The 12887-nt window shown below is 57.4% G+C and carries 11 protein-coding genes; 7 read left to right on the top strand and 4 right to left on the bottom strand.

The features are described from left to right. Window positions 1-105 precede the first annotated feature (105 nt). The 7 genes from CRO62_RS11825 to CRO62_RS11855 all read left to right on the top strand — a co-directional run bounded on the left by CRO62_RS11825 (window position 106) and on the right by CRO62_RS11855 (window position 8341). Complete coding sequence (locus CRO62_RS11825) at window positions 106-1398, top strand: ABC transporter substrate-binding protein (protein WP_080850077.1); 1293 nt, start codon at window positions 106-108, stop codon at window positions 1396-1398. A gap of 169 nt (window positions 1399-1567) precedes the next feature. After that, window positions 1568-2497: an ArsR/SmtB family transcription factor gene (locus tag CRO62_RS11830; protein ID WP_019566450.1), complete on the top strand. Its 930-nt coding sequence runs from the start codon at window positions 1568-1570 to the stop codon at window positions 2495-2497. A 122-nt stretch (window positions 2498-2619) separates the two neighbouring features. Further along, a complete protein-coding gene (locus CRO62_RS11835) occupies window positions 2620-4131 on the top strand; it encodes an alpha-N-arabinofuranosidase (RefSeq protein ID WP_013761387.1) in 1512 nt (503 codons plus the stop codon). 7 nt (window positions 4132-4138) lie between these two features. Then, a complete protein-coding gene (locus CRO62_RS11840; RefSeq protein ID WP_097100272.1) occupies window positions 4139-5212 on the top strand; it encodes an ABC transporter ATP-binding protein in 1074 nt (357 codons plus the stop codon). A gap of 78 nt (window positions 5213-5290) precedes the next feature. Beyond that, entirely contained in the window at window positions 5291-6565 is a 1275-nt protein-coding gene (locus CRO62_RS11845) for an extracellular solute-binding protein (protein ID WP_097100273.1), read from the top strand. 67 nt (window positions 6566-6632) lie between these two features. After that, window positions 6633-7517, top strand: coding sequence for a carbohydrate ABC transporter permease (locus CRO62_RS11850; protein WP_003517835.1), 885 nt, complete (start codon window positions 6633-6635; stop codon window positions 7515-7517). Beyond that, on the top strand, window positions 7514-8341 hold the full coding sequence (locus tag CRO62_RS11855; RefSeq protein WP_097100274.1) for a carbohydrate ABC transporter permease: 828 nt from the start codon (window positions 7514-7516) through the stop codon (window positions 8339-8341). The genes CRO62_RS11850 and CRO62_RS11855 overlap by 4 nt, the downstream gene beginning before the upstream one ends. 25 nt (window positions 8342-8366) lie before the next feature. Here CRO62_RS11855 and CRO62_RS11860 read toward each other — a convergent pair whose 3' ends face one another. From CRO62_RS11860 to CRO62_RS11875, 4 genes are all read right to left on the bottom strand, one after another. After that, a complete protein-coding gene (locus CRO62_RS11860) occupies window positions 8367-9101 on the bottom strand; it encodes an ABC transporter ATP-binding protein (RefSeq protein WP_097100275.1) in 735 nt (244 codons plus the stop codon). Next, on the bottom strand, window positions 9098-9967 hold the full coding sequence (locus tag CRO62_RS11865) for an ABC transporter permease (RefSeq protein WP_097100276.1): 870 nt from the start codon (window positions 9965-9967) through the stop codon (window positions 9098-9100). Before CRO62_RS11865 ends, CRO62_RS11860 begins: the two co-directional genes overlap by 4 nt. Further along, window positions 9964-10959, bottom strand: coding sequence for an aliphatic sulfonate ABC transporter substrate-binding protein (locus CRO62_RS11870; RefSeq protein ID WP_097100277.1), 996 nt, complete (start codon window positions 10957-10959; stop codon window positions 9964-9966). Before CRO62_RS11870 ends, CRO62_RS11865 begins: the two co-directional genes overlap by 4 nt. Before the next feature lie 149 nt (window positions 10960-11108). Beyond that, window positions 11109-12437 (bottom strand): LLM class flavin-dependent oxidoreductase, encoded by a 1329-nt coding sequence (locus tag CRO62_RS11875; RefSeq protein WP_097100278.1) that lies wholly within the window; start codon window positions 12435-12437, stop codon window positions 11109-11111. Window positions 12438-12887 lie beyond the last annotated feature (450 nt).

The raw sequence follows: 12887 nt of genomic DNA on the forward strand, positions 1-12887 counted from the left end.
CCTGCGCTTGCAAAAAATTCTATTATGATGCAAATATTGCAAATAATGAAAATTTGCAAGAATTTAAGTGATGAATGAGAAATTTGCAAAACGCGGGAGGAGCAGATGCAAACTATCGATAGACGTGGATTTTTGGTGACGGCGGCACTGGCAGGTCTTGGCGCGGCGGCGGGCGGTTTCCGCGCGATGGCGGCCGAAACCCGGCTTCGTTGCGTATGGTGGGGTTCGGCTGACCGCAACAAGCGCACCAATGATGTGATCGCCCTCTACCAGAAGGCCGATCCACAAACGGTAATCAGCGGCGAGATGATCGCCGGTTCCGACTATTGGACCAAGCTTGCGACATCCATGGCGGGACGTAACGTCGCCGATATCTTTCAGCTCGAGCCTTCCACCATTGCCGATTATTCCGGCCGTGGCGCCTGCATGGAACTTGACCAGTTTGTCGGCTCGTCGCTTGATCTTTCCAATTTCGGCAAAAGTGAAGTCGATCTTTGCCGCATCGACGGCAAGCTTTACGGCGTCGGTCTCGGGCTGAATTCGTTCTGCATGATGTATGATGCAGAGACGCTGAAGGAGGCCGGCGTCTCTGTGCCGAAGGAGCAGATCACCTGGAAGGCGCTGGCGGAACTGGCGCGCGATTTTAAGAAGAACGCTCCGGCGCGCCGCAATTATTGGGCGGTGCCCTATGGCGCCCGTTATCACTACGTCTTCGATGTCTGGCTGCGCCAGCGCGGCAAGCTCCTGTTCCAGGACGGCACCATCGGTTTCAACAAGGAAGATGCCAAGGAATGGTTCGCCTATTGGGAGGATCTGCGCGAGAACAAGCTTTGCGTTTCTGCCGATATCCAGACGCGCGATGACAATACCATCGAATCCAACGCGCTGACCCTTGGCAATTCCGCAATCGGCTTTGCCTATTCCAACCAGCTTGTCGGTTACCAGGCGCTCAACAAGAAGACGCTGTCGATCGGCATGCTTCCGGGCGAGGGGGCGGGAAAACCGACCGGGCATTATTACCGGCCGGGGCTTATCTGGTGCATTTCGTCCACCTCCACCACTCCGGAAGCAGCGGCGAAGTTCATCAACTTCTTCGTCAACGATCTGGAAGCGGGCAAGGTTCTCGGCGTCGAACGCGGCGTGCCGCCGGCGAAGAAAGTGCGCGAAGCTGTGTTGCCAAGCCTCAACGAGACCGAACGCAAGACGGTGGACTACATCGAGAGCCTATCCGGCAAGCTCGATACCTATCCGGAGCCTGCCCCCATCGGCGCCAATGAGTTCGACCGTGGGGTGATGCGTCCTATTGCCGACTCACTCGCCTTTGGCCGCGCCACTGTGGATGAGGCAGCGCAGAATCTTGTCGATACCGGCACCCGCACGTTGCGCAAGCGCGGGTAAGGAAAAAGAGGTAGCGCATGCGGTATCGAAACCGCCTGCGCTGCCTCCATTCGCAATCATTCCTTGCGTGTCTGACTTTGAATATATCGACACGACAAACAATGCTGGACAGCATAAAATATTTAAGCCAGAAATTCTGATCTAGATCGCTAAATCTGAAGATTAGAAAATGGCTCCCAATTTCCTACTTATTGACGCTGAAAAAGAATTCGATGTTTTGAAGGCGGCGGCGTCGCTGATTCGTGTGCAGATATTGAAGCTGCTGCACGAGGCCAACGGTCTCAATGTCAACGAGATCGCGCAGAGGCTGGACCTTCCCCAGTCCACCGTGTCGGCCGGTGTGACCGTTCTTGAAGAGGCGGGGCTGCTGCGAACCGAAACGCGCAAGGCGCGCAAAGGCAGCCAGAAAATCTGTTTTGCGACCTGCGACGAGCTCATCGTTTCGTTTCGAAGCCCCGAGACGCCAGCTGTATCCAACTACATTGCCGTCGCCATGCCGCTCGGCCTCTATACGCAGAGTTCGGTGACCGCGCCTTGCGGCATCTGTTCGCCGGAGGGCATTATCGGACTTCTGGATGTCCCTGATACCTTCATGGATCCGGACCGCATGAAGACTGCACTTTTGTGGTTCACATCGGGTCATGTCGAGTATCAATTCCCCAATAATGCCAAGATTCAGGGCCGAAACGTCGAGGAAGTCGAGTTTTCGATGGAGGTCAGTTCTGAGGTGCCGGGAACGCACAGCAACTGGCCGTCCGACATTACCCTCTCCGTCAACGGCAAGGAAATCGGGGTCTGGACCTCGCCCGGCGATTTCGGCGATAAGCGGGGTACGTTTACGCCCGACTGGTGGAAACTGTCCGGCTCGCAGTATGGAATGCTCAAAACCTGGCGCATTACCGCCCAGGGAACCTATGTCGACGGTACGCGCATATCCGATGTGACGCTTGCGGATATAGATCTGTCCAGCCACCGCTCAATCCGTCTGCGGATCGAGGTAAAGGCGGATGCAAAGCATCCGGGCGGGCTCAACATCTTCGGCCGGGGTTTTGGGAACTACGATCAGGACATCGTATTGCGTCTGCGTACCGCAGACTGATCGGGCCAATTTCATAAAGTATGATTTTTTCGGTTGACAGGCGCGGCTTCCCTTGGCAACTATATTATGAAATATGGTTTATATCATATTTTAAGATATAAATGCGCATGGGAGGAGAGCCTATGAAAGCGCGGGTTTCAGTCCACCGGGACTTCCGGATTGGGCGTATCGACGATCGCCTATATTCCGCCTTCATCGAACATATGGGGCGGGCGATCTATGGCGGGATTTACGAGCCCGGCCATCCGCAGGCGGATGAAAACGGCTTTCGCAAGGATGTGCTGAAATTCGTGCAGGATCTGAAAATCCCGGCGATCCGTTATCCCGGGGGCAACTTCGTTTCGGCCTATCGTTGGGAAGACGGCATCGGCCCCCGCGATAAGCGACCCGTGCGGCTTGATCTTGCGTGGCGCTCCAAGGAAACCAACCAGATCGGCGTCAACGAGTTTGCAGACTGGGCGTCGATGGCCGGCATCGAGATGATGCTCGCCGTCAATCTCGGTTCCCGTGGTCTGGATGATGCCCGCAACTTTCTCGAATACGTGAATTTCCCCGGCGGGACCGAGCTTAGCGATCTTCGCCGCAGCCACGGCGCCGAAAAACCGCATGGCGTGAAGATGTGGTGCCTCGGCAACGAGATGGACGGCCCCTGGCAGATTGGCCACAAGACGGCGGTGGAGTATGGCCGGCTGGCAAACGAGACCGCGAAAGCCTTCAAGGGTTTCGACCCTACCATCGAGGCAATCGTCTGCGGAAGTTCCAACGACGGCATGCCGACCTATCCCGAATGGGAGCGCGAGGTGCTGGAAGAATGCTACGAGAATGTGGACCACATCTCGCTGCATAAATATTTCGGCAATAACAGCCGCGACACGCTGAATTACTTCGGCAAGATCGAAGAAACCGGGCGTTACATTCAGACTATCGCCGGTGTCATCGATTACGTGAAAGCCAAGAAGCGCGCCAAGAACGATGTCTCCATCTGCTTCGACGAGTGGAATGTCTGGTACCATATCCGCGAAGACGACGGTAAACGCATCAAGAGCTGGGACTGGCCGGAAGCGCCTGCACTTCTGGAAGAGACCTACAATTTCGAGGATGCTCTCTTCGTGGCCGGGTTGCTCAACGAGTTCATCCGTCGCTCGGACAGGGTGCGCATCGCCTGCATTGCCCAGCTCGTCAATGTCATCGCCCCCATCCGCGCTGAAAAGAACGGACCGGCATGGCGCCAGACCATCTATTATCCCTATCAGTTCGCCTCGCTTTATGGTCGCGGCGTTGCACTGAACATTGCCGTCGATTGCCCGACCTACGACTGCAACGCGGCCGATGACGTCAAATATCTCGATGTCGCCGGCGTGTTCGATGAGGACGAGGGCGTGGTGACGCTGTTTGTCCTCAATCGTCATCTGACTGAAGCAGCAGAGCTCAATGTCGGTCTCACCGGCTTTTCGCCTGTGTCACTCAGCCTGCATCTTTCCATGGCGGGATATGATCTGAGGATCGGCAACGGTCCGGATCAACCTGACCGCGTCGTGCCGGTGCCGGGCAGCGGCATTGGTGTCGAGGATGGGGCGCTCAAAGGCTCCGTGCCGGCGCTGTCCTATCATGTTCTGCGCGTGAAGGTTCAGTGAGGCGGTGATGGGTGTCCGTCTCAGCAATATCGCCAAGTCCTTCGGCTCCTTTGCAGCCATCCGGGACGTTTCGATGGAGATTCCGACGGGCAGCTTCGCGGTTTTCGTGGGGCCATCCGGTTGCGGAAAATCCACCCTGTTGCGCATGATCGCCGGTCTTGAGGAAACCAGCGGCGGTCACATCGCGATCGACGAGCGCGACGTCACCGCTGTCGAGCCGGCGGATCGCGGCGTTGCCATGGTCTTCCAGAATTATGCGCTTTACCCGCATCTGACGGTGTTCGAGAACATGGCTTTCAGCTTGCGTCTCGCCCGCCGGCCGAAAGCGGAGGTGAATGAGAGGGTGGGGGAAGCTGCCCGCATCCTCCAGCTCGAGGACAATCTGCACAAAAAGCCATCGCAGCTTTCCGGCGGCCAGAGGCAGCGCGTTGCCATCGGCCGCGCGATCGTGCGACAGCCGAAGGTGTTTCTCTTCGATGAACCCCTGTCGAACCTGGATGCGGAACTGCGCGTGCAGATGCGGCTGGAACTGACCCGGCTTCACCGCAAGCTCGGCGCCACGATGATTTACGTCACGCATGACCAGGTGGAGGCCATGACGCTTGCGGACAAGATTTTCGTGCTGAAGGGCGGCATCGTGCAACAGGCCGGCGCACCGCTCACCCTTTACGACGATCCGGACAATCGTTTCGTCGCTGGCTTCATCGGATCGCCCGCGATGAATTTCCTTGCCGCCGACATCGTCGGGCAGCGGGACGGTATCGTGACGCTTACGCCTGAAGGTGGTGAAAAGCACCTCGAAGCCCGGCTTTCGCATCCGGTTTCCTCCGGTCAGCGGGTCGAAATCGGCATAAGGCCCGAGCATCTGGTGATCACGCAAGAGGGTGCTTTGCCGGTTAATGTCGAGGTAGCGGAGGAGCTTGGCGACCTTTCCTATCTCTATACCCGAACGCGTGCCGGGAAAGAACTTGTCGTGCAGCGGCAGGGCTCGCGCGAGCGGCTGGATGGCCGGTCCGTCTCACTGAGCGCTTCGCCCGATCATATCATGGTTTTCGGCAGCGACGGCAAAAGGTTGCGATAGGCGCGAGGAGGCGCCTTTCGATGCAGCAGCAGACCGCCCCTTGAACGGGGTGTTTCCAACAAACGGGAGGAGTGAACGATGCGACTGATCAAGACATTGCTTGTTGGTACGGTTCTGGGCCTGAGCGCCCTGCCGGCACTGGCGAAGCAGGATATCGTCTGGTGGGACTTCCTGTCGGGCGGCGACGGCGTGCGTATGAAAGCGCTGATTGCTGCCTTCAACAAGGAACATCCTGACATTCAGATCAAGGGAACGACGCTCGAATGGGGCGTTCCGTTCTATACCAAGGTGCGCACGGCGTCCGCCGTGGGTGAGGGACCCGATGTCATGACCTATCACCTGTCGCGCGCGCCGCTCGGCCTTGATGAAAAAGTATTGAGCGAAATTACCACAAAAGACCTTGATGATGCCGGGTTGAAGACCAGCGACTTCTTCAGCGCACCCGTCGAGGCAGCAACCCATGACGGCAAGCTTTATGCGGTGCCGTTCGATATCCATGCCCTCATTCTGTATTACAATGCCGACCTTCTGAAAGGGTCTCCCTATCTCGATGCCGAGGGTAAGTTGACCGGTATCAAGACGATGGAGGATTTCGAAAAGGCGCTGGCCTGGGCGAAGGACAAGGGCGTTCAGACGCCGGTCACCTATCAGTCGGGTGGCGAAGCCGGTGTCTGGCGCGTCTTTTATACACTGTTCTCGCAACAGGGCGGCGAGCTGGTTAGCAATAACGAGGTGCTTGCCGGCGACAATGCCGAAAAGGCTGCCAAAGCGATCGATACTATGTCGAAATGGCGGGAAAACGGATGGGCGCCCGAGCAGGCGGAATATCCGGCGTCCGTTGCTCTCTTCTCAGCTGGCAAATCCGCCTTCCAGCTTAATGGCGTCTGGGAAGTGCCGACCTACAAGGATCTGGAAAAGAACGGCAAGCTCGGCTTCAAATGGAGCGCTGTGGAAGTTCCGCCTTTCATGGGCAAGCGCGCCACCTGGGCGGATTCGCACGCCTTTGCCATCCCCAACCAGGGTGACAAGACTGTTTCCGGCGAGAAACGCGCCGCTGTCATGACGGTTATTGGCTGGATGGAAAAACACGCCATCAGCTGGGCCGATGCGGGGCATATTCCGGCCTATAAATCGATCACCGACAGCAGCGAATACAAGGCGATGCAGCCGAATGCCACATATGCCTCGCTGGCTGAGGCGGCAGTGTTCGATCCGAAGACCACGATTACTGGAGTTGCCTCACCCGCTTACGATGCGGCGCTTAATATCATCGCTCCGGCCATCCAGGGCTACATGAGCGGCGCGGATGCGGTCGAGCAGATCAAGTCCGAGCTTCAGGGCAAGCTCAAGTAATCCGTGACTGCCCTCTGGCTGTCAGCCGGAGGGCAGCGTGCAATGCGGGAGGTCCCGGAGGCATTCCATGGCTATGATTGAAAACCGGCGCAAGAAGTCGCTGATCGCACTGTCGATGGTGACGCCATTCATCGTGGTCTTCGCCACGTTCTTTCTTTACCCCCTGATCGAGATGATACGCATCAGCTTCACGGATGCGCCGCTGATCGGCGACGGCAACTGGGTCGGCCTGCAGAACTACATAAAATTGTTGAGCGACCGCCTGTTCGTCACCTCGCTCAAGAATAACGGCTATTTCGTGCTGCTGACGGTGGTGCCAACAACGGTCATCGCCCTGTTGATTGCGCTTGCGGTCAGCCGATTGTCCGGCATCAAGCAGACAATCGCCATGAGCCTGTTTTTCCTGCCTTATGTCCTGCCGGTTTCGGTCGTCACCGAAATCTGGGCTTGGATGCTCGATCTGCAGTTCGGCATTCTCCAACCGGTCATTTCGTTGCTGGCGGGCAAACCCGTCGCGGTTTTCAAGAACCCCAATTGGGTCATGCCGATGGTCGCCGTCGTCACCATCTGGTGGACGAACGGTTTTAACGTGCTGCTCTTCATTGCCGGGTTGCGAAACATTCCGACCGAGCTTTATGAGGCCGCAGCTCTTGATGGCGCAACGACATGGCAAAAGTTCCGGCGCGTCACATGGCCGCTTCTGTGGCCGGTGACCGCGCTGATCCTGACGCTGCAATTGATCCTGCAACTGAAGATATTCGACCAGATCTACCTCTTGAGCGGCGGCGGACCCTTCAATTCCAGTTTCGTGCTTCTCCTCAAGGTCTACCGGGAAGCCTTCCAGATGAACAATGGCGGTTATGCATCGGCCGTGGCGACCGTGCTCTTCCTGTTGATCGTCATCGTATCCGTTCTCCAGTTCCAGTTGCTGCGCATCCGGAGGAATTCATGAGCCTGACCAAAAGACTAGAGAACGTCGTCCTGACCCTGCTGACATTTTCGGCAGCACTGGTATGGATTTTCCCGCTTTACTGGGGGTTCGTGACGTCGTTGCGCTCGGACGAGAATGTTGCGGGCAACACGTCGCTACTGCCGGATGAGTTCCAGCTTGGTGCCTATGTAAACGCCATCTTCAATACGCGGCTGTTGACCTGGTATGTGAACTCCATCGGCACCGCCGCGATCGTCACGGTCTCTGTGCTCATCATTTCGATGTTATGCGCCTATGCGCTGTCGCAGATACGCTTTCCGGGACGGCGACTGCTCTATGGCATCGTGCTCGCGAGTTTCATGGTGCCGGCGCAGACGCTTGTCGTGACACAGTTCATCCTGATGAAGAACCTCAACCTCATCAATACTTGGGCGGGCATCATCCTGCCGCAGCTGATCACGCCAATCGTCATCATCGTCTACAAGCAGTTCTTCGACAGCGTGCCCAAGGAGATGCGGGAGGCGGTGGTTCTGGATGGCGGCGGCGAATACACGATCCTGTTCAAGTTGTTTCTGCCGCTGAACTGGGGCATTACGACCGCCATGGCGATCGTGACTTTCATTACGGTGTGGAACGCCTTCTTCTGGCCTTTCCTCGTGATCACGTCCGAAAACATGATGACGATCCCCGTCGGCATCACGCAGGTCAACGACACCTTCGGCATCGTTTATGCACGCCTGATGGCGATTGCCATGCTGGCGGCGCTGCCGGTCATCGTCGCCTACGTCATCTTCCAGCGGCGTGTGACAGAAGCCATCATGATTTCGTCCGGCGTGAAGGGGTGAGGGCGGCGAAAGATGCCGGTGCCGGTCAGATGACGTGGGCGTTGTGCAGGGCAGTCAGCACCTCGTTCTTGAGGGTGGCGAGTTGCGGCGACCTTCTGTCGCGCGGGCGCGGCTCGTCCACTTCTATCCGCTGCTGGATACGGCCGTCATGGGCACCCATCATGTAAATGCGGTCACCGAGATAAAGCGCCTCGTCAATATCGTGGGTGACGAGCAGGAAGGAAATGCCGCGCTGTTCGACGAGTTTCAGGACAAGGTCCTGCAATTTCATCCGCGTGAAAGCATCGACCGCGCTGAAGGGTTCGTCGAGCAGCAAGATGCGCGGCCGGGTATAGAGCGCTCTTGCTATGGCGACACGCTGCGCCATGCCGCCTGAAAGGGCTTTCGGTAACGCGCTGCCATGCCCGCTCAAGCCCACATCGTTGATCAGTCCTTCTACCCGCTCGATATCATATTTCTTGCCGGCCGCATAACCGATGTTTTCGGCAACCGTCAGCCATGGCATCAGGCGGGGTTCCTGAAAGACAAAGGCAATGGGCGGTGAGTCCGATGCCTGAACTTCCTTTGCCTGCTGAACCTTCACAGCGCCTGAGAAATGCCGGTCGAGGCCGGCGGCGATGCGCAGCAAGGTGCTTTTCCCGCACCCACTTGGGCCGAGAAGAACCGCCGCTTCACCATCGCCGAGCGTCAGGTGAATATCCTGAAGGACAACCGTGTCTCCGAAAGCTTTTTCGCGAACATCGACATTGAGCAAACTCATCGCAGGCGCCCTCCTTGCTGAAGGGGATAAGTGTCGCGCCATCTCAGGCAACGTTCCTCGACTATCTTGAAGAGGCTGTCGGAAATCTTGCCGAGGACCGCAAGGCAGATAATCGCTATCATCACCAGATCGGGTCGGGAGAGTTCCCGCCCATCGGAAAGCATGTAGCCGATGCCCTCGGAAGCCGCCAGAAGTTCGGCTGCCACGACGCTCAGCCAGGCCAGCGACAGGCCGTAACGCAGACCGGTGAACAGATGTGGCAAAGAAGCGGGAATGAAAATCCGCCACACCAGCACCGGCAGCGGCTGGCGATACATCTCGCCCACTTCCACCAGCTTGCGGTCGACATTCCTGATGCCGGAGAAGAGGTTGAGATAAACAGGGAAAAACGCGCTTTTGGCGATCAGCACGATTTTCGAGGTTTCGCCAATACCGAACCAGATCATCAGCAGCGGCACCCAGGCGAGGCTCGGAACCGCGCGTAGCGCCTGAAACGTCGGCTCAAGATAACGCTCGGCGGCAACGACCAGCCCGACCAGCGAACCGACGACGATTGCAAGAAGGGAGCCAATGACGAAGCCGACGAAGACGCGGGCGGTACTGGCCGCTACATTCGTCCACAAAGGACCCTCGGCGAGCCTTAAAAACGTGTCATAAAGCTCGGAGGGCGGCGGCAGCACATAGGGGCTTACCCAGCCCACGCGCACAAAGAATTCCAGCAGCAACAATGAGCCGACCGGCACGATCGCGCCGCGCAGGTCGAACCGCCCAAGGAAACTCCCCACTCTTTGCACGAACGGCAATCGGGAAGGGAGTTGTTTCGCAGTCTGTTTCACGCGCTGAAATTCGCGCGGATGGGAATTCATGCTCCCAGCGCCTTTTTCGCCGGTGCCGGATCGATCAGCGACGAAAGGACGTTGTCGACATTGACACCAGGACGCAGCACATCGTCGCCGAGCAACGGGGTCACGATACGGATCGAGTTCAGCAGTTCCTCGCCCGGAACAGGATCCTTCCAGTCGCGCTTTTCTATCGTCAGCTTGGTGATCTGGGGATCGTTGCCGGTTACCTTCGTGACGAAATCGATGAATTCGCCGTTGTTTTCACGGATCCATCTTTGTGTCTCGACCCAGACACCGAGGAGGCGTTCGACCGCTTTCGGGTATTTCGCCAGAAACTCCTCGGAAACGCTGAAGACGCTGCCGTCGCGCCAGCTACGCTCATCGAAAATCGCCCTGTCACCGGCAAGTTCTGCCTGAGAGGTATGCGGATCGATGCCGACCCACGCATCAACCTGTCCCTGCTGAAGCGCATTGAAGCCTTCCGGATGCTGGAGATTCACGACCTTGAGGTCATCGATCGACAGCTTGTTTAGGGCAAGGGCGCGCAGGAGGGTGAAATAGGGCGCGGTACCCTTGGTGACCGCAATGGTTTTGCCCTTGAGATCGACGACGGTCTTAACCGGCGAATCCGGGCGAACCTGTATGATGGAAGAACCACCCCAGCTTGCCACATAGATCACCTTCAGCGGCACACCGTTGGCGCGGGCCAGAAACGCGGAAAGTGCTGCCGAACCGGCAAAATCCGTCGAGCCGACCTTCAGGAATTCGAGCGAATTGTTGCTTCCACGGGATTGTACCCAGGTGATCTTGGTGCCGACATCCTTGAACGCTTCCTCAAGCCAGCCCTTGTTCTTTATCAGCAGCGTGTGTGAGGAGTAAAATCCCCAATCCAGCTTCAGCTCAGCAGGAAACTCCTGTGAGCTCTGGGCCAGCGCGCTGCCCGTGGCAAAGGGTGCTGCGAGAGCCCCGGCAATGCTGAGTTTCAGGATCTGGCGGCGAGAATGTTCAGCCTTCATAATAGTGCACCTAATTTATGTAATTTGTGTATTTGAAGGGTATGGGCCAGCGTTTATGAGGTCAATCCAGCCTTCTGGAACCTCATGCCAAACTTCCGGGCGGGCGTGGAAAATCTCCCTACCGCTGGCCGGATCGGCGCGACGGCGCGTTATTCAGGGAAAAACCGATTGGCCGGACGTCGCAAGCCGAGATGATCGCGCAATGTCGTTCCCTCATAGTCCTTTCGGAACAGGCCGCGTCTTTGCAGTTCCGGCACAAGCAGGGTGGTGAAATCGTCAAGTCCGGCAGGCAGGAACGGGAAGGTGACGTTGAAGCCATCCGACCCCCCTTCGTATAGCCATCGTTCCATCTCGTCGGCGATGGTTTTTGCCGTGCCGACAAATGCGAGGCCCCCATAGCCACCCAGCCGCTGCGCCAGCTGGCGCACCGTCAGCCCCTCGCTCCTTGCAAGTTCGATCACCCTCTCGCGGCTGGATTTGCTTGCATTGGTTTCGGGAATGTCAGGCAAGGGGCCATCGGGATCGAAACTCGAAGCATCGTGGCCGAGCGCAATCGAAAGCGAAGCTATCGCGCTTTCATAATGGACGAGGCTGTCGAGCCTGGCGCGTTTGGCCTTGGCTTCTTCCACGCTATCGCCGACCAGAACGAAAGCGCCCGGCAGGATGACAATGCCGTCGCGGGAACGGCCTGCCGCAACGGTCCTGTCCTTGACGTCCTTGTAGAACGCTTTTCCCGCCGCAAGTGTGGGTGTTGCCGCAAAAACGACCTCGGCAGTTTCGGCTGCAAGCTGGCGCCCCGGCTCTGAAGCCCCGGCCTGAACGATGACGGGCCAGCCCTGCACCGGACGCGCTATATTGAGCGGACCGCGCACGGAAAATTCCGGTCCCTTGTGATTGAGCACATGCATTTTTTCAGGGTCGAAGAACAACCCGCTATCGACATCCCGGAGAAAGGCACCATCGGAAAAGGAATCCCACAGCCCGGTGACGACGTCGTAAAATTCCCGCGCTCTTCCATAACGCTCCGTATGGTCAGGCTGTTCGTCCCGGCCGAAATTAAGCGCCGCATCCGGATTTGCCGTGGTGACGATGTTCCAGCCGGCGCGACCATTGCTGAGGTGATCGAGTGAGGCGAAACGCCGGGCTACGTGGTAGGGCTCATCGAATGTGGTGGAGGCGGTGGCAACCAGCCCGATGCGGGAGGTGACGGCGGCGAGCGCCGAAAGCAGGGTGAAGGGTTCGAAAGACGTGACGGTATGGCTGCGGCGCAGAGCTTCCGTCGGCATGTTCAGCACCGCCAGATGATCGGCCATGAAAAATGCATCGAATTTCGCGGCTTCAAGCTGTTGCGCAAATCGCGCCAGATGGCCGAAATTGAAGTTCGCGTCCGGGAAGGATCCGGGATAACGCCACGCACCCGTGTGAAGACTGACGGGCCGCATGAAGGCGCCGAGATGCAGTTTGCGATCGTTTGCCATTGGGCTTCACTCTTTCGTTGAAGTTTTGACCCGGGCGTTTTGTCTGTCGGCCGCCAAGGATCGAAGACCGGCTCGGTCCTCATCGCGACGATAGCCTTGCTGGCGGTTCGGTGCGGCAAAGACTATTGCGATTATGATTTCCAAACCGAAAGATTTTTCCTGAAATCAGTCATTTCGCAAGATCGCTTTGCCTGCAACGGGTTTGCCTCATCGTGTTGACCGTAATATCCGGCAGGCGATGTGCTTCACGTGGTGATCGCCAAGCGAATTTCGACGTATTTTCCGCATCGGTTCCAATGCAATAAAATGGCGTAAATTCAAAATATTGTCAGATAAAGATAATGTATTGGATTGTTTCGAAATCGTAGTTCGAGGCCGAAAAACGTCGCTTCGAGATCCGGCGTGGTTGGGATATCCCCAAACCGCGCCGGACTGATCCGTGCTCAAACG

It is taken from the genome of Rhizobium sp. AN6A (assembly GCF_900215635.1).
Lineage (GTDB): Bacteria > Pseudomonadota > Alphaproteobacteria > Rhizobiales > Rhizobiaceae > Agrobacterium > Agrobacterium tumefaciens.